Origin of the sequence: Caballeronia sp. dw_19 (genome assembly GCF_018449515.1) — a bacterium.
Lineage (GTDB): Bacteria > Pseudomonadota > Gammaproteobacteria > Burkholderiales > Burkholderiaceae > Caballeronia.
This window is the reverse complement of sequence record NZ_JAAVUQ010000001.1, coordinates 319,596-340,125: the sequence shown is the minus strand read 5'-3', so window position 1 is coordinate 340,125 and position 20,530 is coordinate 319,596. Positions and strand designations below refer to the sequence as shown.

Here is a 20,530-nt window from a genome sequence, read left to right as displayed (position 1 = left end):
TCATGCTCCGATCAGGCTTTGTCCGCACACGCGCACCACGTTGCCGGTGATGCCGGCGGAAGCCGGACTGGCGAGCCACACGATCGTCTCGGCGACGTCCACAGGCTGGCCGCCCTGGCTCATCGAATTCATGCGTCGTCCGGCTTCGCGAAGTCCCAGGGGAATCCGGGCGGTCATCTGCGTTTCGATAAACCCCGGCGCCACCGCATTGATCGTGATGCCCCGTGCGCGCAGCGGTTCCACCATGCTTTGCACGCGGCCGATCACGCCGGCCTTCGAGGTCGCGTAATTGGTCTGGCCGAGATTGCCGGCAATGCCGCTGATCGACGATACCCCTATGATCCGGCCGCCTGCATGCAGCACGTTCTGATCGAGCAGCAAGTCGTCTATGCGCTCCTGCGCCGAGAGATTCACATCGATCACGCTGTCCCACGCGGCCTCCGTCATCTTCGCGATGGTCTTGTCGCGCGTGATGCCGGCGTTGTGCACGACGATATCGATACCGCCCACGGCCAGCAGCGCGGCCGCGATGGTCTCGGGCGCTTCAGGCGCTGCGATATCCGCCACGAGCGCCGTGTGTGCCCCTTGCGACGGCCATGCATCTTCCAGCGCGAGCATGGTCTGGTCGAGCGCGTCCTGAGCCTGAGGGACATCCAGCCCGATCACGTGCGCGCCACGATCGGCGAGCACCTGCGCAATCGCCGCACCAATCCCGCGTGCCGCGCCCGTCACGAGCGCACGTTTGCCCGCGAGCGGCTGGTTCCAGTCGGCGGGCTGCGTGACCGGCGTGGTGTCGATATGCACGATCTGACCCGATACATACGCCGAGCGTGGCGAAAGCAGAAAACGCAGCGCGCCTTCAATATCTGCGCCCGGTTCTACCTGAACCAGATTCGAAGAGATGCCGCCGCGCGCTTCCTTGCCGAGTGAACGTGTCATGCCTTCCAGCGCCCGTTGCGCGGTCCATGCTCGCGGTGATGTGCAGGATTGTGGCTGCCGTCCGAGGACGACGATACGGCCGCTCTTCGCCACCGACCGGATTGCATCGTGGAAGAAGCTGTAAAGCGCATGCAGTTGCGTGCTGTCGGTGATACCTGTTGCGTCGAAGATCAGCGCCTGTACGCGATCGTTCGGCGCCGCGCCGGGCGAGCGCGGTTCGAAGCGTCCGCTCATGGCGCCATGTCTTGCCGCGACGGGCAACCAGCCGAGCGCGCTTTCGTGAGCGACGCTCGTCATGCCGATGGAAGTCAGCAGCGTAATCAACGGCTCGAACAGCGTGGGCGACGGACCCGCTCCGATCGCTGCTATACCGCCGAATTCCGGGCGTCCCTGCGCATGCCGCCGCAATACTATCGGCTGTGGCAAGCCGATGGAACGCGCGACGCTCGCGCCGAAGGGGGAATTGACGAAGTCGAGATAGCGATCTTTCATGCCTGCCTGAAAAACGGTTTAGCGCTTGTATGTTGGATTACGCATGGATTTCCTCGGGCTCGTTCGCCAGTGCTTCCTGACGTTTCTTTAACGCATCGAGCATACCGAAATCCGCGCCGAAGTCATCGACCTTGACGACTTCCACGCCGTAACGCGCGTAGTCGGAGAGTACCTGACGTTCGGTCGCATCGATCAAACCGCGCGTTTCGCAGGCCGCCGCCCATGCGTCGAGTTCGGGCAGGCTTTGCGGCATCGGCGGAATCTGCCTGGCCTTGACCGCATCGCGCAGCTTGTGCTCGATCTCGGCATAACGCGGACTGAGCGCGAACATCAACTCGCCGTAACCGAGCGGATCGATATGCACGGGCGGCGCGTACGAGTCCGCAATCAGACGTTCGCGGGCGTCGCCGGGGGTTGTCATCAACTCGGCAATAGCACTCCCCAGCCGATCCCCTGGTACGCGACGCGGCATGCCGAAAGGAAACGCAAGTGCGCGCACGAAGCCTGCCGCGAGTGGCTTCGGATAGTTGGAAAGTACGCCTTCGAAGGCCGTTTGCGCTCGATGCAACGCATCTTCTACACCCCAGCGCACGAGCGGAAGATCGGCTTCTGGACGGCGATCGTCTTCGAAGCGCTTGAGGGTGGCCGAGATCAGGTAGAGCTGCGAGAGGATATCGCCGAGTCTTGCCGAGAGGCGTTCGCGCCGCTTCAATTCGCCACCGATCGCGAACATCGATACGTCCGCGAGCAGCGCGAATGCCGTGGCGAAGCGAGTAGCCGCGCGATAGTAGGGCACAAGACGCGCGTCGGCGCGGGTGGGTTTGGGGATCAGCGCGCTGCCGCCCAGCGCGAACACGAAGCTGCGCACTGCATTCGATGCCGTGAAACTCGCGTGACCGAAGAAGGCGTTGTCGAAATCACGCAGACCCTTGGCGCGGTCGGCATCGCGTGTCGCGGTCATCTCTTTCAGCACGTACGGATGACAGCGGATCGCGCCCTGACCGAAAATAATCAGGCTTCGCGTAAGGATGTTCGCGCCTTCCACCGTGATGGAGATAGGCACTTGTTGATAAGCACGGGCGAGGAAATTCGACGGTCCCATGCAGATGCCCTTGCCCGCGACTACGTCCATGCCGTCGTTGATCACTTTGCGCGCGCGTTCGGTGATGTGATATTTCGCGATTGCCGAAATCACGGACGGTTTCTCGCCAAGATCGACGCCTTGTGCCGACAAGCGGCGTGCCGCGTCCATCACATACAGGTTGCCGCCCATGCGCCCGAGCGCTTCCTGCACGCCTTCGAACTTGCCGATAGCGGTACGGAACTGCCGCCGCACGGCGGAGTAAGCACCGGTGCCGCGCACGGCCAGCTTCGCCATGCCCACGTTCGACGATGGCAACGAAATGGCGCGTCCCGCTGCGAGGCATTCCATCAGCATGCGCCAGCCGTTGCCGACTTGTTCGCGCCCGCCGATCACCCAGTCGAGTGGAATGAAGACATCGTTGCCCCAGTTCGGGCCGTTCTGGAACACTGCATTCAAAGGCCAGTGACGGCGGCCGATATTCACGCCCGGATGATTGGTCGGGATAAGCGCGCAGGTGATGCCGGCTTCATCTGCAGTACCCAGCAAATGGTCGGGATCGAGTGCGCGAAACGCGAGGCCCAGCACCGTCGCTATCGGCCCAAGCGTAATGTAGCGCTTGTCCCATGTCACGCGAAAGCCGAGCGTTTCGCGGCCTTCATGCAACCCCTTGCACACGATGCCCACGTCGGGGATCGCCGCCGCGTCCGACCCGGCGTAGGGACTGGTCAGCGCGAAGCAGGGGATTTCATCGCCACGAGCCAGACGCGGCAAATAGTGGTTTTTCTGTGCTTCGGTGCCGTAGTGCATCAGCAATTCGGCGGGGCCAAGCGAGTTGGGCACCATCACCGAAACCGCTGCGGCAGAGCAGCGCGTGGCGAGTTTCATGATGACCTGCGAATGCGCGTAGGCGGAGAATTCTTTGCCGCCGTACTGCTTCGGAATGATCATGCCGAGGAAGCCCTTCGACTTGATGAATTGCCATGCTTGCGGCGACAGGTCTTGCCAGATCGCCGTTGTTTCCCAGTCGTTCGCGAGATCGCAGAGCTGCGTGCATTCGGTGTCGATGAATGCGCGCTCTTCGGCCGTGAGCACCGGTGCGCCGAGTGCAAGCAGCGTGTCCCACTTCGGGCGCCCGGAGAACAACGCTGCATCCCACCAGACCGTGCCGGCTTCGATTGCATCGCGTTCGGTCGGCGACATCTCCGGCAGGATCTTGCGGAACAGGTCGAAGACAGGTTTGGTCAGCAGCGCACGGCGCAGCGGCTTGATGGCAAGCACGAGCGCGGGCAGCACGAAGACGATCGCAAGGAGCGCTGTGACGACCGGCCCGGTCACCCCTGCGAACCAGCCGGCCGCCACCCAGATCACTGCCCATGCGAGCCAGCCAACGGCGGGCGCTTGCATATACAGCAAAGCCCCGCTCACGATAAACAGTGCGACCACGAAGCTGGCTGTCATGACGACCTCTCCCGATGTTGTTCGATAGTGTGCGCGAGAACGGCATGGAGGCGGTGTGCATCGGCAGCTTATTGTTCAGCACATTACATACCCGGCGCGTGCGTCCTCAATTCAGGCTGTGGCATGTTGCGACGCGTCATCGTGCGCGAACGGACCCGCGCTTAAAGGGTCCGGCGTCAAGGCTACTGCTCCGCTCGAGACCGGTTCGCGCTCGGAGAACATGGAGGCGAACGGGCAGGCGCCGTTGGGAGGAGACAGCGGCGCTTTGAGCGCGGCCACCATGACCAGCGCGAGACGGCCGATCAATTGCGAGTCCTCCAGGCGCTGGCCCTGCGTGAAATCGGCGATAAGGCTGGTCGTATCGGCCCCGGCGAGAATGCCGCTGAGCGAGCCGATGCAAAAGTGCAGCCGCCAGCCAAGTTCTTCGCGAGGCAAATGAGGAAGGACAGTTTGAAACGCGCGGAAGAAACGCTCGGCGACATCCGCATAGATTCCGCGCAGGAAATTGCGAATGAACGGCGACGGATCGGTGTAGGCGCGGCCTAGAAGGCGCAGCAAAGCAGGGCCGCTTTTCTCGACGCAGCGGGATTGCTGGAGCGCCGGGATAAACATCGCGCCGAGGATGTGCTCGCAGGTGAGTTGCGAACCCAGCGAGGACTGGAAGCGTTCAAGCAAGGCCAGGCGGTTCTGGTTAAGACCGTCGAGGCGACGAGTGAGCATTGCGTGGATCAGCGCGTCCTTGCCGCCGAAGTGATAGTTCACGGCGGCCAGGTTGGCATCGGCGCGAGCGGTGATGAGCCGCATCGACATGGCTTCGTAACCGGCGTCAATGAAGAGCGCTTCGGCGGCGTCGAGCAAGCGAGTCTTTGTATCGCCGGACGCGCGTGAGGGCGCGCGACTCGAAACGTTAAGCATGGAACGGGTAGGCACAGGCGTCTCCGGGACCGTTGTGGCGGTCCGCATGGTGGCAATTATCGATTAAAAGCTTTTGATTAAAACGGGCGTTCTAATCAAGATAAAAAGCTTTGGTGAGATCAACAAGCCATTTTGTGGAGCGCGCTCTCTAGAACGAGAACGGTCGTGCGAGAGAGGGTGAGGAAGAGATGTGAATCGAGTGAGGAAAATGGGGACGCAAATGCGTCCCCGTTGGATAAAAACCCTTAAACCGAACTCGTCGCCCCGACATGCTGGGCCGACTCGGTCATGTCGATGCCTCGTCGCTCGCGGCTAAAGAAAATAAGCGCCGCAATCACCACGGCGACCGTGCCGCCGACCAGCGCCATGGCGAGTCCATAGTTATTACCGTTCTTGATGGCGATAGACGCCTGCATGGTGGCATTGACCGAAGCCAGCAGATTGCCCAACTGATAAATGAGTCCGGGAAACGTGGCGCGAATCTCATCGGGCGAAATCTCGTTCAGATGTACCGGGATCACTCCCCAGGCCCCTTGAACAGAGATCTGCATCAGAAAAGCTCCGGCGGCGAGCGCTACCGGGCCACTTGAGAACGCCCAGAGCGGCAATACCGGCAACGCGATTAAAGAGGCAATAAAGATTGCCCAGCGGCGCCCGATTTTCTCCGACATGGATCCGAAGAACAGCCCGCCACAGATCGCCCCGATATTCAGAACAATGGTAATGAGCGCAACCGTGTGTGGATCGAAGTGATGCTGTTCGCGCAAGAAAGTCGGATAAAGATCCTGGGTGCCGTGCGAGAAGAAGTTAAACGCGGTCATCAAGACAATTGCATAGATGGACAATTGCCAGTTCTGCCTGAGCGTCTTCAGCAAGCCGGGGCGTGGCCGCTTCTCCATGGCCTTCCATGCCGGCGACTCAGGCACGTGCGCGCGCACATATAAAACCAGCAGCGCGGGAGCCACGCCGATAAAAAACATCCCGCGCCAGCCGACGTACTGATACGCGACGCCGAACACAATTGAAGCCAGCAGATACCCGCTCGGATAACCCGCTTGCAAGAGGCCCGATACAAAGCCACGCGCTTTGGTCGGCACGGTTTCCATCGTAAGGGCTGAACCCACGCCCCATTCACCGCCCATCGCAATACCGAACAGCGAGCGCAACACGAGCAGCGTAAAGAGATTCGGCGAGAAACCCGACAGCAGTTCCAGCAGCGAATAGATCGCGATATTGACCATTAGCGTTGGACGCCGGCCATATTTGTCGGCGAGACGGCCGAAGATCAGCGCTCCGAGAGGGCGCATTGCGAGCGTCAGGGTAATGCCAAAAGCGACCGCCGGAATCTTCGTATTGAATTCCGTGGCGATGTCTTTCAATATGAAAACCATTAGAAAGAAATCGAAGGCATCGAGTGTCCAGCCTAAATAGGCCGCAATCGTCACGTTTCTTTGTTCTCGCGTCCAGCTCATTACCGTAATCTCCCCATTCGCGTAATTGATTAACCATGACGACGTGACCGAGCTCTTCTCTGCGCCGCGCCGAATAAGGCGCTCGGCTGGTGTCGGCAGGTTGGAGTGTACGCCGCTGTTTAATTCGATGCTCGCAACGATCGGCCAAATTGGTATTAACCCCGGTATGATTTGGTGTTTGCGGTGCACCGCATCATCGGATAGCTTTCGATTAAGCTGATAAATTAAAGTAAATGAAAGTTAATTGAATTAATTTTGTATTAAATGGTTCGAGGGGAGGGTCGTGGGCACTTCACCTGAGGGCAGGAGATCGGTTCACTTACGGACAAGCGCGTTGACTGGCCAAAATTGATGCCGGCCGCATCGAAACTAGATCGGCAGAGTCCCCATGTCCGCCACTCCTCGCGCTCGTTGGCCTTATGTTTTCATCTCGGCTGCCGCGATGACCTGGCTAGTCCGATCTGGGCATCGTTGTCGATAGAGAGGATAGCTTATCGAAATGGATTCGACCATCCCGCGCATTTCAGCCGGCGTTTTCGCGCGGCGTCCGGAATGTCGCCGCGGGACTTCCTGCGGGTTCGATGAGCTAGTGCGAGTCGACCAGCACCCGCAAACCGGCGTCGCGGATCTCCAGCAAATCGAACAAGCCAAGCGCGCGTAATGCGGGCAGGGCATCGACAATATCGTTTTCCGCCGTTGTACGCTCGTTCGCGGACGTCAAGGGATTGGCCCAGACTCGCGCGTTAGCGAGGAACGCACCGACGGTGCCTTTGCGAACGGAGACGCCGTTGAACGTGCCGTCGTCGAGGTGATCGGGAAGAATATCTGCAGCGCGCATCATGTACTCCTGGTGTGTGGTTGACCTCTCCACTTTAGCGAGCGGCAAGCGCACGCGCTGCGGCGTACAGCCATTCGATACGCTTTCCACGCCAACGGGACTTGTTCAACGAGCCATAAACCCCATTAACTCCACTCCATATCCGCGTTCTCGTCCGGGTCGTGCAACGTCAAGCCGGACAGCGGCAGCGGCAACGCCGTCTTATACCGCACCTGCTTGAGCGCGAAGCTTGATCGGATGTTCGAGATGCCCGGGATCTTTGTCAGCCGTTCAATGATGAAGCGTTGCAGAGACTGGATGTCCGGCATCACGACGCGCAGCAGGTAGTCGGCGTCGCCGGTCATCAGGTAACACTCCATGACCTCAGGCCGCTCGCCGATCGCTTCTTCGAAACGCCGCAGCGCGTCTTCATCCTGTTTCGTCAGGCTGACCTGGATGAACACGTTGATCCGAAGCCCAAGCGGTTCGGGGTTCAGCAACGTGACCTGCTGTTTGAACAGTCCCAATTTTTCGAGCGCCCGCACGCGGTTAAAACAAGGCGTCTGCGACAGATTTACTGCCTGCGCCAGTTCCGAATTAGTGATGCGCGCATTCTGCTGCAACTGGTTCAGGATGCCGATGTCGATACGGTCCAGGCGTTTAGGCGATGTCGTCATAGCTCGAATATTCTGGAGAAGGGGGCGTACGCGGAATAAATACACTATCCCGGAGCCTGATTAAAAGCAAATGAGAGGCACATTCTGCGGCGCAATAGTTAAGCTGTATTGCAATGCCAACGCTATTCCCCCATTCAATGCGGAGCCGTGCCATGACCGATTTATCCAGCGGAAGCGAACAGATTCTGTCGATAGCCCGAGGTCGCGAAGACACCGATCCCGAGGAAACCGCCGAATGGCTGGAGGCGCTGGACGCAGTCACCGAACACGTTGGCCGCGACCGCGCGCAATATCTTTATGACCGGCTGGCCGAGCATGCGCTGTCGCTGGGTATCGAGTCGTCGCGGGCGCGTGTCACGCCATATATCAACACCATTCCTGTTGCAGAGCAGCCGCGTTATCCGGGCAATCTGGAGATAGAGGAAAAGCTCGCGGCTGCGTTGCGCTGGAATGCGCTCGCGATGGTCGTGCGCGCGAACAAGGCTTACGGCGAACTCGGCGGCCATATTGCGAGCTATGCCTCCGCGGCCGATCTCTTCGAAGTGGGTTTCAACCATTTCTTCCGCGCTGCTGCGCCGGATGCGGGCGAAGGCACGGGGGCAGATCTCGTGTATTTCCAGCCCCATTCATCGCCGGGCGTTTATGCCCGCGCGTTCCTTGAAGGCTTTCTTGGCGAAGAGCATTTGCAGCACTATCGGCAGGAGATAGTCGGACCCGGGCTGTGTTCGTATCCGCATCCGTGGCTCATGCCGGATTTCTGGCAGTTCCCCACGGGCTCGATGGGCATCGGTCCGATCAACTCGATCTATCAAGCGCGCTTCATGCGCTACCTGCAAAACCGTGGCCTTGCAAAGACGCAGGACCGCAAGGTGTGGGGCTTCTTTGGTGACGGCGAGATGGATGAGCCGGAATCGATCGGCGCGCTGTCGCTGGCTGCGCGCGAGCAACTCGACAACCTCGTGTTCGTCATCAATTGCAACCTGCAGCGGCTCGACGGTCCGGTGCGAAGCAACGGCCGCATTATCGATGAGCTCGAAGCGCAGTTCATTGGTGCGGGCTGGAACGTGATCAAGGTCTTGTGGGGCTCCGATTGGGATGCGCTCTTTGCACGCGACCAGACGAACGCGTTGCTGCGTGCATTCGCGCATACGGTCGATGGTCAGTTCCAGACTTTCTCGGCGAACGACGGCGGGTATAACCGCGAGCGTTTCTTTGGCCAGAATCCCGAGCTTGCCGCATTGGCTTCGCATCTGAGCGACGAGGATATCGACGGCCTGCGTCGCGGCGGTCACGACGTACGCAAACTCCACGCGGCTTACGCGAAGGCGCTCGGTCATCAGGGCCAGCCGACGGTGATCCTCGCCAAGACGATGAAGGGCTTCGGCATGGGGACGTCGGGCCAGGGAAGAATGACGACGCACCAGCAAAAGAAGCTTGGCTTCGACGACCTCAAGGCGTTTCGCGATCGCTTTCGCCTGCCGCTGTCGGACGCCGATGTCGAGGCGGTCAAGTTCTATAAACCTGCGGAAAACAGTCCGGAGATGCAGTACCTGCACGCACGACGCGCAGGCGTTGGAGGCTATCTGCCCAGAAGGCGGAGAGCGGCGTCGAAGGGGCTGATCGTCCCTTCGATTACTACCTGGGGCCAGTTCGCAATCGATGCGGCAGGCAAGGAAATGTCGACCACCATGGCGATCGTGCGCATGTTCGGCACGCTGATGAAGGACGCAACGCTTGGGCCTCGCGTGGTGCCGGTGGTTGCCGATGAGGCGCGCACCTTCGGCATGGCGAACATGTTCCGGCAGGTTGGCATCTATTCACCGCTCGGGCAGTTGTATGAGCCGGAAGATCTCGGTTCCATGCTCTATTACCGCGAGGACACCAAGGGACAGATTCTCGAAGAGGGCATTTCAGAAGCGGGCGCGATGTCGTCATGGATCGCCGCGGCGACGTCGTACAGCGTGCACGATCTGCCCATGCTGCCGTTCTACATCTATTACTCGATGTTCGGCTTCCAGCGTATCGGCGACATCATCTGGGCGGCGGCGGACCAGCGCGCCCGCGGTTTCCTGATCGGCGCGACCGCGGGCAAAACGACGCTTGGCGGTGAGGGTCTGCAGCATCAGGATGGCAGCAGCCATCTCGTGGCATCGACGATACCGAACTGCCGTGCATACGATCCCGCGTTCGCCTATGAAGTCGCGGCTATCGTCGATGAAGGCATGCGCGAGATGGTCGAGCGCCAGCACGACGTGTTCTATTACGTCACCGTGATGAACGAGAATTACGCGCAGCCATCGGTGCCCGGTGGCGATCTCGAGACGCTGCGCGAGGGCATTCTCAAGGGCATGTATCCGCTTGCGACGGAACCGGACGCTACGGCGCAGGTGCAGTTGCTCGGTGCCGGCGCGATTCTCGGTGAGGTGATCGCGGCGCAGCGGATGTTGCGCGACGAGTGGGGCATTGAAGCGGCGGTATGGAGCGTGACGAGCTTCACGGAGTTGCAGCGAGACGGTATGGTATCCGAAAGACTTTCACGGCTCGGCGAGACAGCCCCTGCGCCGTATGTGGGCACGATGCTTGGCGCGTCGCGCGGCCCGGTGATCGCGGCAACGGACTATGTTCGCGCCGTGCCCGAACTGATCCGCGCTTACGTGCCGCGTCGCTACGTGACGCTTGGCACCGACGGTTTCGGCCGTAGCGACACCCGTCAGGCGCTGCGCGAGTTTTTTGAGGTGGATCGCGCATCCATTGTGATCGCAGCCTTGAAAGCGTTGGCCGACGACGGCGAGATCGATATCGCCATAGTGCGAAAAGCGTCACAGCAGTATGGCAAGGCAGCGTCCGCGTCGGGCGCTCCCTGGCAGAGGTAGAAGCCGGGGGCTGGCCATTGCGGCAAAACCGGGCGGATCGCAGGCCCATTCGGATCGGATGACTTGCGCGTTCAACCCGCCGCACGATGCTGGGATTTTTATGTTGTGCGGACACTCTGCGCTGCGGTATAAAAGCCGTTCCAGAGGGTTTCCCGGTCATGTCCGCTCCGCTTCTCGATTCCGCAAAAATTCATTCGGCCGATGGCCCGATCCTGTTCGCTGTCGAGCTGTCCGGCGATGTCGCGCGTGTCACCGGGACTCATCGCCACGCCCGTGGCCAGATCTTCGGCGCGGTTCGCGGGTTGCTGTCCGTTGGAACCGACGACAGCCAATGGGTCGTGCCGGCAATCCATGCAGTCTGGCTTCCGCCCAACCGCGCGCATTCTCTTCGTTCACACGGTGCGTTTGCGGGCTGGAGCGTCTACGTCAGCGAGAGCGCCTGTACGGATCTTCCGCATGAGCCTTGCACGATCCGCACTTCCGGCCTGTTACGCGAAGCCGTGAACCGAGCGGCAAGCTGGGACAGCAAGACACTGGATGAGGCGCAGATGCGCCTGGCGGGTGTCATCCTCGATGAAATTCGCTCGTTGCCGCGTGAGGCTTTCGGCTTACCTATGCCGCGTGATGTGCGCGTGCTGCGGATCGCGCGCGCACTTGCTGACGATCTCGCCGATAACCGCCGCCTGGAAGAGTGGGCTGACTGGGGTGGCGTTGCGTCACGGACGTTGACCCGACGGTTTATCGACGAGACGGGGTTCAGCTTCTCCGAATGGCGCCAACGGGCGCGCCTGATGCGGGCGTTAGAGATGCTTGCGTCTGGCACGGCGGTCACGACTATTGCACTCGATCTCGGCTATGAAAACGTCAGCGCGTTCATTGCCATGTTTCGCCGGACCTTCGGCGTGACGCCAACCCAATATCTTGTCTAGCGGACGGATGCTCCGCGAACGATCGAACGTATTGATCAAGCGTCGGCTTCAATGTCCGGGAGGCTGCTTGCCCGGCGCCGGCACAAGCCTGCTTGCGCTGGTATTCTGGCGGTTGACATTGCGATACGTACATCGAAAGAACCATGATCCTGTTCGCACCACTTATTACTTTGGCGGAAATATAGATGAACGAGATAACCCTGCTGACCGAAGCCGACGATCGCGCCCGACGCTATACCGAGTCCATCCCGGAACGACGCGTGTTTCCCGATCAAGCGGCGCTGCAGGCGCTCGCCGCGTTCAACGAGCCGCTACCGGCACGCGGGTATGCGCCAGAAGACGTGCTACGGATGTTGGACGATATCGGTTCGCCCGGCACGGTGGTGTCGAACGGGCCGCGGTACTTCGGCTTTGTGATCGGCGCAGCACTGCCGGCGGCTGCGGCAGCAGAACGCCTGATGCTGGCATGGGACCAATGCGCGTCGTCATTCGACAACTCTCCGGTCGCGGCCACGCTCGAACGGGTCGCGGCGGGCTGGGTGCTCGAGGCGCTGGACCTGCCTCGCGAAAGCGCGGTGGGGTTCGGTACCAGCGCCACGGCTTGCACGCTGAGCTGCCTTGTTGCCGCGCGCCGCATGCTGCTCTTACGCAAGGGCTGGGACTTCGACAACGACGGACTGGCAGGTGCTCCCGAGGTCAAGGTCGTGGTGTCCGAGCTTGTGCATATCACCGTGAAAAAGGCGCTTCGCCTGCTTGGTTTCGGCATGAACAAGATACTGTTCGCACCGGTAAACCATCATGGTCAGGTGGACCCGGAACGCTTGCCGCCACTCGATGACATGACCATCCTTTGTTTGCAGGCGGGCGAGGTCAACACGGGTGAATTCGATCCATTCGACGTGCTTATTCCGCAGGCCAAGGCTGCCGGCGCCTGGGTTCATGTGGATGCGGCGTTCGGCTTGTGGGCACGCGCGTCCTCGCATGCGGAACTGACGAAAGGGATAGAAGGGGCCGATAGCTGGACAACCGATGCCCACAAATGGCTGAACACACCCTATGACTGCGCGATGGCGATCTGCCGCGATAGTGAAGCGCTCGCTGCCGCAATGAATAGCGATGCGGTCTATTTGAGCGGGGCGAGGGACGCGCAGAAAAACCTGACTCTCGAGTTTTCGCGAAGGGCTCGCGGCATACCGGTGTGGGCCGCATTGCGGACGTTAGGGCGTGAAGGCGTGGCTTCATTAGTGGACCAGCACTGCGCGCTCGCGCGGCGCATTGCACAGGGTCTGGCGCAGGCGGGGTTCGAGATACTGAACCGTGTCACGCTGAACCAGATTCTGGTTCGCGCGCATACCGATGAACTCACGGTTGCTGCCCGCGAAGCGGTCCAGGCGTCGGGCGAGGCCTGGTTTGGCGCGACCGTCTGGCAAGGTCGGCCGGCATTCCGGATCAGCGTGTCATCCTGGCGGACGACAGAACACGAAGCGGACGCACTCGTGCAATTGTTGACCGGGCTTGCCAAACCACGCTGAGCAATGCGGCATTCGATATCGATATCGATATCGGGCGCGGTTTGGTCAAGCTACCGATGCCGATCGAAAAGCGCGCGAAGATTAATCGCGAGGCTGGCCAATACCGCCAACGCGCCCAGTGTTTCGAGTAATGCCGAGAGCATCGCGTCAGATCTCCCAGAGGGTCGAAGCCGGTGGCATGCTACCGGCTCGACGCTTAGATGAAATGTCGTAACAGCAGTCGAAGATCGAGCGCCAGCGTGCAGGTAAAGAACCATCAGCGGAGGGTCGTGGGCTGATAGTTGATACGGCCGCGCATGCGTTGACCGATCCACATACCTGGCAAGACCGGGACGATGGCAAGCAGCGAGCTTGCCATGTTATCGAGAGCGAATTCGTTTTCTCGTGCAGGCCCGATCGCCAACGCCGTGGTCGACACTGTAAATAATAGTCCGAGGGCCTGGGCGAGATCTTATTTTTTTGGATCGAGCGCTTGAAGATAGGGACCGTGAAGGTTCAATGCTCAACAACTCAGATCGAAATATCCCTTGGCGAGGCATACGCCGTTCACCAGGATCTCGACGTCATGCCGCCCGGCGTAATGCACGCGCGTGGTGAAGTCCCGGATGTTCTGCGTGCGTTCTATCGCTACCTTTTGCCCGCCGTCCAGTGTCAGCTCCTTCAGCTTGAATACCTTCGCGGCCGTCACGCCCGATTTTTTCACATAATGCATCCTGTAGTCGATCACGAGCCGCTGGCTTTCGGGGCACTTCGATGCAAGGTCGAATGACAAGGTCACACGCTCGCCTAATGCAACCTGGCGTGGCGTCACGGCGAACTTGCTGAGCTTCACATCGGGCACGCCGCCCGCGCCAATCAGCGCCAGCGCGCGGCCGTTGCCGGCCTTGATCAGGGAGCGCAGCGCGCGCTTCGCAATCCAGGCCGTGTGGGGGTTTTCAATCGGCCACGTCGCCAGCCGGTCCAGCACCCACTCAGGATGCGATCTGGTGACATCGTTCAGATGATTGGCGACTGACTTGCGGACATACAGGCTCGCGTCCGAGCGCAGGTTCTCCAGAATGGGCGCCGCCAGCGAAGGATCAGCCAGAATTGCGTCGAGCCGGAACGACCACGGCAAGCGTGGACGGCTTCCTTCGCTCGCGAGTCGACGCACGGCGTCGCTGTCATCGCGTGACCATACTGTCATGATGGCCAGCGCTCGCTTCAGATCCTTGCGCAGGAACTCGCGTACAGCGAACTCGGACGTGCCGAAGGCCGTGAAAAACTTGAGTGCGTCCATCGATACATCGAAGTCGTCCTGACCGTATTGTCCAACGTAGTCGGGAAGGACCAGCGTCGCAAATCCGTTCCCGATCCGCAGCGCCAGCGCGCGAAGAATATCGAGTGCTTGACCGTAGTCCGCGGGAAGGGTTGCATGCAGCGCCTGAGTCATGCGGCGCAGGCGTTGCATCAGGGTCAGGTCGTCAAGCCCGGCTAGGGAAATCTTGAGGAAACGCCGCGCGTCGAATGGGGGATAAACCGCTTTGACGTCGAGCGCCATGTCGCGGAACCGGCGGTTGTTGAAGATCTCTTTCAGTGCGGTGTTTTCAGTGTCAGGCATCGTTATCGTTTTCTTGTTGGAATTGCGCTGGAGTTGCTGTCGGCTGCAACGGGTGTTTCGGCTGGTCTGGAGCCGTCCAAGGCGCGGTTCAGTGCGCTCAATCATATCGCCGGGCAGCTACTAACTTGTTGACGATCTGTGCCAGATTTCGTCATAAGAGCGTCGCTCACGCCAGCGGAAAGAAAGCATATCTGTTGCCCCTGTCAGATCTTGTCAGGGGCCGCATTTTTAGGGTCGATTCAGCAGAAATTGAAAGACTTTCGGGTCTTTTTTGTAAGCTTTAAGTATCCATTGATGCCGCCGTTAACAAGGGGCCAGCCTGTCAGGTTTCAACGCTGTCTTAGATCACTCGACGACCTTCCGGATAGCGTTTTCGACCCGCATCCAATGACACTCCCGCTCCTTTCGCGCTCTCGCGAACGGGCGCGGCCGATGGGTGCTGCGGAAGACATTGATTGTTTGACACGCTAAGACACGTTAAAGGGCCATATCGAGTTCAACGTTACGAAGAGTCGTCAATATGCTTAAAAAAGCGAGTGTTTCCACCAGCCTTCTGGTCGTTCTGGTCGTGTTTTGTCTCTTCCAGATCGTCACGGAAGGGCTTGGTTTCTGGTCGTTGACCGCTACTCATAAGGATGTAGGCAACCTGTCGGACATCGCGCTCAAGCAAGTCAACGCGGTCAACGAATCCACTCAACGCCTGATGGATGCACGGATCAACCTGTCGCGGGCCGGGACGCGCATGGCACGCGGCGGCACGGAACCGGTCGACATCGTCCAGCACGCGCGCGAGCAGTTGGCGCTTGCGGATCAATCGTTTACCGCTTTCGTCAATGCGCCGAAAACCGGCGATGAAAACAGGGCGCGTACGGCCGCATTGCAGGAAAAATTTCAGGCATATCACGGCGCGCTGAGTGAACTGACCCAGTACCTCGATGCCAATAACCTGCAAGCGTTCCTTGACCAGCCCACCCAAGGCTTCCAGGACCGCTACCTCGCCGAGCAACAAAACTTCGCGCGCTTCGGCGACGCCGCGAGCCGGTCGTATCTTGATTCCATCGATGCCCGGCTTGATTGGTTCCGGGGAGTCGGATTAGCGATTTTCGTGGCGCTGGTCGCGGGCGTCGCGTTTGTGCATGTCGCGTTGCGTCGCGGTGTGGTCGCGCCGCTCGAGGAAGCGGGCCGTCACTTCGAACGGATTGCCGAGGGCAAGCTCGACGAGCACATTGCCGATCGCGGCACCAACGAAATTGGCCGCTTGTTCGCCGGTCTTGCGTCGATGCAGGCGAGCGTCGCCCACACGGTAAAGACGGTGCGCGAGTCGTCGGACTCGATCAATCTTGGCGCCGACGAAATCGCCACCGGTAACGCGGATCTGTCAGCGCGCACCGAGAACCAGGCCGCTTCGCTGGAAGAGACCGCATCGAGCATGGAGGAGCTGACCGCGACGGTGCGCCAGAATGCCGAGCATGCCCGCGATGCGAACAGTCTTGCCGGGGACGCGCTGACCGCGACATCGCGAGGCACGGGCGTGGTCGATCAGGTGGTCGAGAAGATGACCAGCATCGCGAAGAGTTCGGACAAGATCTCGGAGATCATCTCGGTGATCGACGGCATCGCTTTCCAGACCAACATCCTGGCGTTGAATGCGGCTGTCGAGGCGGCGCGGGCAGGCGAGCAGGGCCGCGGATTCGCGGTCGTGGCAAGCGAGGTGCGTGGGCTTGCGCAACGCAGCGCGCAATCGGCCAAGGAGATCAAGGAACTGATCGGCGAGTCCGTCTCGCAAGTGAACGATGGCTCCGCGCTCGCGGGACGGGCGGGTGAAGCAATGCGCGAAGTATCGACGTCAATCTCGCGCCTTACGCAAATGATGGCGGAGATCAGCGCGTCATCGCTCGAGCAAAGCACGGGCATCGAGCAGGTCAATCAGGCCGTCGTGCAGATGGATGCGATGACGCAACAGAACGCGGCGCTGGTGGAGCAGGCTGCATCGGCGGCTGCATCGCTGCATGAGCAAACGCGTCACCTGAAGGCCGCAGTATCCGTGTTCAAGATCCCGGACGAGGGAAGGGTAACGCGGTTTTGAAGACCGAAGCAGGCACAAGGGCGTTTGGCCCTTGTGGCGTTCAAAGCGGCGGCAGGTTTCGATTGGCCCAACGCTTGCTAGCCGGGCAGAATACGCTGACCGCCTCAGCGGTCATCGTGTCTCAGCGCTGTGCAATCGCGGTGTGCCCATCTTGAACCATGCTTTCGCTATTTTCCCGTTCTCGACTTCGTAGATGGCGACCACGTCGATCTCGCCGGGACCGTCCGGAAAGGTACGAGTGACGCGCTCCTGGTCGACCACCAGGTTGCCAACCGATATACGCGTGATGAGCTTGCCGAAAAGATTGGCTTCGCTGAACCGGGCGATGTGTCGTTCGCGGATCTCGTTTGCGCCGCTAGCCAGCAAACGTGAAGGGAACTCGTAGTACTCACAGTCGTGGGCCCACCACTGCATGAACCCTTCTATATCCCGGGCGTTATAAGCCTCAAGTTGCTTTTGTACCGGGAATTCGACGTCACTCAATCCGCTTTCATTCATTTTGTTATTTTCCTTTCGGGTAATAAAACGATCCCGGCTGCGAGCGTCATCATGAGCGCGCACGCCGGGTTTCAGCGGGAAGTATTGCAGCGAAGTCTTGCAGCGGTCTATAGCGGGTGGTACGCGCCTGCAGCGAGCATGAAGAGGATTCATGCCGTTGCCTGCACACGCTAGCGGAAAGCGCGTGTCGAGCCTTCATCAACAGGCGAAGGGAATAAGCAGCGGCATTATCGCCCGGCGGTCTCGCTGGCGGGTCGATCGAAAGAGTCTTTGACGGCTTTCCAGCCGAGGTTAAAGCCCATCCGCGCAATCATGATGCCGATAACCGCAGCGGCCAGACGATCCGATATCGCCCAGCCGGCCATGCTACCCAGAATCCCAATTGCGGCTATCAGCGCTGAGATCGCGTCAGAGCGCGCATGCCAGGCGCTCGCAACGAGAATGGTGGAGCGGGTGCGTTTGGCCACGGACATGATGTACCGAAACAGCGCTTCCTTGGCGACGATCACGAACACCGCCACGACCAGCGCGCTTGCATGAACGCTGGCAGCATTCGCTGCATTGGCCACGTGTCCGAGACTGCTCCATAGGGTTTCCATTCCTGTCGCGATCAAGAGGAAGGAAATAAGTAGTGATCCTATGGTTTCGTATCGATCATATTGATCGTTCGCGCTCCGGTGCGCCGCCGTGGCGCTCAGGCGCAAGACCGCCAGCACCATTCCGTCCGCTGCCAGGTCAGCCAGCGTATGAACGCCGTCGGCGAGCAAACCGTCCGAGTAAGCCAGCCAGCCGATGACAATCTGCATGGTCATCAGGGCCGCGTTCAGCAGAACGCTTGCCTGGGCTGCCTTGAAGGCGGCGTCGTGCTTTTCGCGGCCGTGCTCGGACGTCGACGACATCGTGGAGAGGAATTATTAGTGTAGGTACAGCACCGTAACCGTCCTGCGTGGCGAACATATGACACGGATCGAGGTTGCGAGGAGATGGCGGGTTGGAGCGGTTGCGCGGGGAGCCGACCGAAATGTCGGCGGGAAGTCGAGGAACGCTCTGCCGGGTCGCAAACACCCGCCCGGATCGTCTTCAGGATGTCCATGTCCTCAGTACAGTGAGTTGCGGTGATGGCGGTTCTGGAAGCAGCGACACGTTCCGCGGCGAGCCGAAGGGCCGAGCCGGTCTTGCTCAATGGCGCCGAGCGCTTGCGCTACGCAACCGAAGTCGCCCTTCCCGCGACCGCCCTCCAAAAAATCCTTCTGAGCAAGGTACGCAGTTGTATGGAGCCGTCCCATCTATACCGATACGGCAAAAGTCTTCCCGATGGAAGCGGTCGCAATAGCTTCCCGCAGAATGAAGTCAGCCACGTCCGCCCGGGATATCCGCCCTAATGGTCCTATTTTCAGATCAGCTCCAAACCGATAGTCGCCGGTACGCTTGCCATTGGTCAGCGCCGGCGGCCGCACGAGCGTCCAGTCGAGGCCGCTCCTGCGGATTAGTGATTCCATCGTGTCCTTATCGCGCATCTTGTCCGCAATGACGGTGCGCACAAACTTGATGAACATGGAGGCGTCTTTCGTTTCCGATGCGCCATAGGCGCTCAATGCGATGAAGCGACGCACACCGGTAGCCTTCATGGCCTTCAGGATATTCCTGGCTCCATCCGCGCATACGGTGGACGGGCCACCTTTACGAGCTCCGAGCACACTGATGATCGCGTCTTGTTCCTTTACGACGCGCTCCAGTTCCGCTGGTCGATCGAGACCGGAGACAAAAATTTTAAGGCGAGGTGTTTCGCTCGTCAGCGTTCCTGCTGTTCTCACTACGGCGGTGACATCGTGTCCGGCTGCCAAAGCCTGTTCGATCAGATGGCGGCCCGTAGCGCCACTGGCGCCAAAAATTCCCAGCTTCATAGGTATCCTTCGAAATAGCGAGCAAACGCAGACGACGTTTGCAGGTCGGGGTGATTCATTTTCAAAATGGAGAGCGACGTAATGCCATGAAGGTTCGTCGAGGCATGCAATGCATGATAGGACCTACCCGTCATATTGGGTACTCGCAATCCAATGGCATACGAGTGGCAACAGAATCGCCTTCTGACGGTATTCGAAGAACAAAAACGGACTGTTTCCGCGCTTCTCTTCGCACGCGGGCTCACATTTCAGATGCCAGGCGATCTGCTTACCGGTCTGCTAAGTCGTCATTTCGCCAGCGACGTCCGGCTCAGCGGAGCCGCCGGATCAGTTGGGCGCGGTTGTTCACGCTGAGCTTGTAGAACACGTGCTTGAGGTGGGTACGTACGGTCGAAAACGAAATATCCAGACGGCTCGCAATCTGTTTGTCTGTGAGACCCATTGCGACCATCCGCGAGATTTCGTGTTCTTTGCGCGTGAGCCCCAGTGCGAGTGCTTCGTCGGCACCCTGAGCGTCACCCGGTGCCCCCGTGGGGGTGTCTTTGCAGCGCCTCAGCGCCGCGCCAAAGGCGGGCGCGATGATTGCCAGCAACGCCAGATCCGTTGCGTCGAAGTTCCCCTTTTGCTGGCTCCGCCAGATTCGAATATCGCCCGTGCTTTCGCCGTCGATTGGAACATGCACATTCATGCCCCAGTATAAAAAATCGCGTGCGAGGAAGTCATTGAAGAACTCCGTACGCACCAGTTCGGCCTGGGGCACGATTTCCGTCACGAGCGTGGGCTTGCTGCGTGCACGCAGCCGGTGGGTGATTGGATCGTTGTACTGGAAGTAGGCCTCGTAATTGCGAAGGTTCGCATCCGACATGTCGATCGCCACGCGATCGACAAAGCGTTTTCCGGCCGGATTCCATACGTAGGAGACGAACTGATCCGCGTGCAGAAGGCGCGTCAGGAGGTTGCCCAGACGTAGGCGCAACGCGCAATCCGGTTGTGGTTCGGCGAGAACCTTGATGATTTGCGGTAACAGAATTGTCTGCTGAGTCGTAAGAAACATGGCCGAACTCCTTCGTCGCATGGGTTCGTAATAGTTCGCCACTGGTGCCTCCGGACTCGGGGGACATAGCCGGCGCTGTGGACCGTTTGTTGGTAATTGCTAATGCAATCCGTCGTCGACTTTTCAGCGATTGCTTTCTCAGCCGGTCGTCAGATGCATCTGATCTTCGCACAACGAAAATCCGTTTGCCCTTCGCGTTG

General features: G+C 59.9%; 16 protein-coding genes. 5 read left to right on the top strand and 11 right to left on the bottom strand.

The window, feature by feature from the left end:
- From HB376_RS01395 to HB376_RS01380, 4 genes are all read right to left on the bottom strand, one after another.
- Window positions 1-1,431: a 3-oxoacyl-ACP reductase gene (locus tag HB376_RS01395; RefSeq protein WP_213761635.1), complete on the bottom strand. Its 1,431-nt coding sequence runs from the start codon at window positions 1,429-1,431 to the stop codon at window positions 1-3.
- A gap of 37 nt (window positions 1,432-1,468) precedes the next feature.
- Window positions 1,469-3,973 (bottom strand): acyl-CoA dehydrogenase, encoded by a 2,505-nt coding sequence (locus HB376_RS01390; RefSeq protein WP_213761634.1) that lies wholly within the window; start codon window positions 3,971-3,973, stop codon window positions 1,469-1,471.
- 111 nt (window positions 3,974-4,084) lie between these two features.
- Complete coding sequence (locus HB376_RS01385; protein WP_213761888.1) at window positions 4,085-4,888, bottom strand: TetR/AcrR family transcriptional regulator; 804 nt, start codon at window positions 4,886-4,888, stop codon at window positions 4,085-4,087.
- Window positions 4,889-5,133: 245 nt separating this feature from the next.
- The gene (locus HB376_RS01380) at window positions 5,134-6,360 is read right to left on the bottom strand and encodes an MFS transporter (protein WP_213761633.1); all 1,227 of its coding nucleotides are present in this window, start codon (window positions 6,358-6,360) and stop codon (window positions 5,134-5,136) included.
- A 351-nt stretch (window positions 6,361-6,711) separates the two neighbouring features.
- On the opposite strand from HB376_RS01380, the gene HB376_RS01375 reads away from it, so the two are divergent.
- The gene (locus HB376_RS01375) at window positions 6,712-6,945 is read left to right on the top strand and encodes a helix-turn-helix domain-containing protein (RefSeq protein WP_213761632.1); all 234 of its coding nucleotides are present in this window, start codon (window positions 6,712-6,714) and stop codon (window positions 6,943-6,945) included.
- A 1-nt stretch (window position 6,946) separates the two neighbouring features.
- Here the strand turns inward: HB376_RS01375 and HB376_RS01370 are convergent, their stop codons facing one another.
- Together HB376_RS01370 and HB376_RS01365 are read right to left on the bottom strand one after the other, a co-directional pair.
- A complete protein-coding gene (locus HB376_RS01370; RefSeq protein WP_213761631.1) occupies window positions 6,947-7,198 on the bottom strand; it encodes a hypothetical protein in 252 nt (83 codons plus the stop codon).
- 125 nt (window positions 7,199-7,323) lie between these two features.
- The gene (locus HB376_RS01365; protein WP_213761630.1) at window positions 7,324-7,854 is read right to left on the bottom strand and encodes an Lrp/AsnC family transcriptional regulator; all 531 of its coding nucleotides are present in this window, start codon (window positions 7,852-7,854) and stop codon (window positions 7,324-7,326) included.
- A 152-nt stretch (window positions 7,855-8,006) separates the two neighbouring features.
- Between HB376_RS01365 and mdeB the strand changes: the two genes are divergently transcribed.
- From mdeB to HB376_RS01350, 3 genes are all read left to right on the top strand, one after another.
- Window positions 8,007-10,727, top strand: a complete 2,721-nt coding sequence (gene mdeB / locus HB376_RS01360; protein ID WP_213761629.1) for an alpha-ketoglutarate dehydrogenase — start codon at window positions 8,007-8,009, stop codon at window positions 10,725-10,727.
- Between the two features lie 158 nt (window positions 10,728-10,885).
- A complete protein-coding gene (locus HB376_RS01355; RefSeq protein ID WP_213761628.1) occupies window positions 10,886-11,656 on the top strand; it encodes a helix-turn-helix transcriptional regulator in 771 nt (256 codons plus the stop codon).
- Between the two features lie 185 nt (window positions 11,657-11,841).
- Window positions 11,842-13,188, top strand: coding sequence for a pyridoxal-dependent decarboxylase (locus tag HB376_RS01350; RefSeq protein ID WP_213761627.1), 1,347 nt, complete (start codon window positions 11,842-11,844; stop codon window positions 13,186-13,188).
- A 502-nt stretch (window positions 13,189-13,690) separates the two neighbouring features.
- Here HB376_RS01350 and HB376_RS01345 read toward each other — a convergent pair.
- A complete protein-coding gene (locus tag HB376_RS01345) occupies window positions 13,691-14,788 on the bottom strand; it encodes a DNA alkylation repair protein (protein ID WP_213761626.1) in 1,098 nt (365 codons plus the stop codon).
- Window positions 14,789-15,308: 520 nt separating this feature from the next.
- On the opposite strand from HB376_RS01345, the gene HB376_RS01340 reads away from it, so the two are divergent.
- A complete protein-coding gene (locus HB376_RS01340; protein WP_213761625.1) occupies window positions 15,309-16,874 on the top strand; it encodes a methyl-accepting chemotaxis protein in 1,566 nt (521 codons plus the stop codon).
- Between the two features lie 111 nt (window positions 16,875-16,985).
- On the opposite strand, the gene HB376_RS01335 is transcribed toward HB376_RS01340, so the two are convergent.
- The 4 genes from HB376_RS01335 to HB376_RS01320 all read right to left on the bottom strand — a co-directional run bounded on the left by HB376_RS01335 (window position 16,986) and on the right by HB376_RS01320 (window position 20,330).
- Complete coding sequence (locus HB376_RS01335; RefSeq protein WP_255631096.1) at window positions 16,986-17,372, bottom strand: nuclear transport factor 2 family protein; 387 nt, start codon at window positions 17,370-17,372, stop codon at window positions 16,986-16,988.
- A gap of 227 nt (window positions 17,373-17,599) precedes the next feature.
- Window positions 17,600-18,271, bottom strand: a complete 672-nt coding sequence (locus HB376_RS01330) for a cation diffusion facilitator family transporter (protein ID WP_213761623.1) — start codon at window positions 18,269-18,271, stop codon at window positions 17,600-17,602.
- 387 nt (window positions 18,272-18,658) lie between these two features.
- On the bottom strand, window positions 18,659-19,276 hold the full coding sequence (locus HB376_RS01325; protein ID WP_213761622.1) for an SDR family oxidoreductase: 618 nt from the start codon (window positions 19,274-19,276) through the stop codon (window positions 18,659-18,661).
- Between the two features lie 310 nt (window positions 19,277-19,586).
- The gene (locus tag HB376_RS01320) at window positions 19,587-20,330 is read right to left on the bottom strand and encodes a helix-turn-helix transcriptional regulator (protein WP_213761621.1); all 744 of its coding nucleotides are present in this window, start codon (window positions 20,328-20,330) and stop codon (window positions 19,587-19,589) included.
- Window positions 20,331-20,530: the final 200 nt, after the last annotated feature.

What these genes read in the sequence shown, in the direction of transcription:
- HB376_RS01395 (WP_213761635.1), bottom strand. Translation starts at nt 1,431, where the DNA reads ATGAAAGATCGCTATCTCGACTTCGTCAATTCCCCCTTCGGCGCGAGC.
- HB376_RS01390 (WP_213761634.1), bottom strand. Translation starts at nt 3,973, where the DNA reads ATGACAGCCAGCTTCGTGGTCGCACTGTTTATCGTGAGCGGGGCTTTG.
- HB376_RS01385 (WP_213761888.1), bottom strand. Translation starts at nt 4,888, where the DNA reads ATGCTTAACGTTTCGAGTCGCGCGCCCTCACGCGCGTCCGGCGATACA.
- HB376_RS01380 (WP_213761633.1), bottom strand. Translation starts at nt 6,360, where the DNA reads ATGAGCTGGACGCGAGAACAAAGAAACGTGACGATTGCGGCCTATTTA.
- HB376_RS01375 (WP_213761632.1), top strand. Translation starts at nt 6,712, where the DNA reads ATGCCGGCCGCATCGAAACTAGATCGGCAGAGTCCCCATGTCCGCCAC.
- HB376_RS01370 (WP_213761631.1), bottom strand. Translation starts at nt 7,198, where the DNA reads ATGCGCGCTGCAGATATTCTTCCCGATCACCTCGACGACGGCACGTTC.
- HB376_RS01365 (WP_213761630.1), bottom strand. Translation starts at nt 7,854, where the DNA reads ATGACGACATCGCCTAAACGCCTGGACCGTATCGACATCGGCATCCTG.
- mdeB (WP_213761629.1), top strand. Translation starts at nt 8,007, where the DNA reads ATGACCGATTTATCCAGCGGAAGCGAACAGATTCTGTCGATAGCCCGA.
- HB376_RS01355 (WP_213761628.1), top strand. Translation starts at nt 10,886, where the DNA reads ATGTCCGCTCCGCTTCTCGATTCCGCAAAAATTCATTCGGCCGATGGC.
- HB376_RS01350 (WP_213761627.1), top strand. Translation starts at nt 11,842, where the DNA reads ATGAACGAGATAACCCTGCTGACCGAAGCCGACGATCGCGCCCGACGC.
- HB376_RS01345 (WP_213761626.1), bottom strand. Translation starts at nt 14,788, where the DNA reads ATGCCTGACACTGAAAACACCGCACTGAAAGAGATCTTCAACAACCGC.
- HB376_RS01340 (WP_213761625.1), top strand. Translation starts at nt 15,309, where the DNA reads ATGCTTAAAAAAGCGAGTGTTTCCACCAGCCTTCTGGTCGTTCTGGTC.
- HB376_RS01335 (WP_255631096.1), bottom strand. Translation starts at nt 17,372, where the DNA reads ATGAATGAAAGCGGATTGAGTGACGTCGAATTCCCGGTACAAAAGCAA.
- HB376_RS01330 (WP_213761623.1), bottom strand. Translation starts at nt 18,271, where the DNA reads ATGTCGTCGACGTCCGAGCACGGCCGCGAAAAGCACGACGCCGCCTTC.
- HB376_RS01325 (WP_213761622.1), bottom strand. Translation starts at nt 19,276, where the DNA reads ATGAAGCTGGGAATTTTTGGCGCCAGTGGCGCTACGGGCCGCCATCTG.
- HB376_RS01320 (WP_213761621.1), bottom strand. Translation starts at nt 20,330, where the DNA reads ATGTTTCTTACGACTCAGCAGACAATTCTGTTACCGCAAATCATCAAG.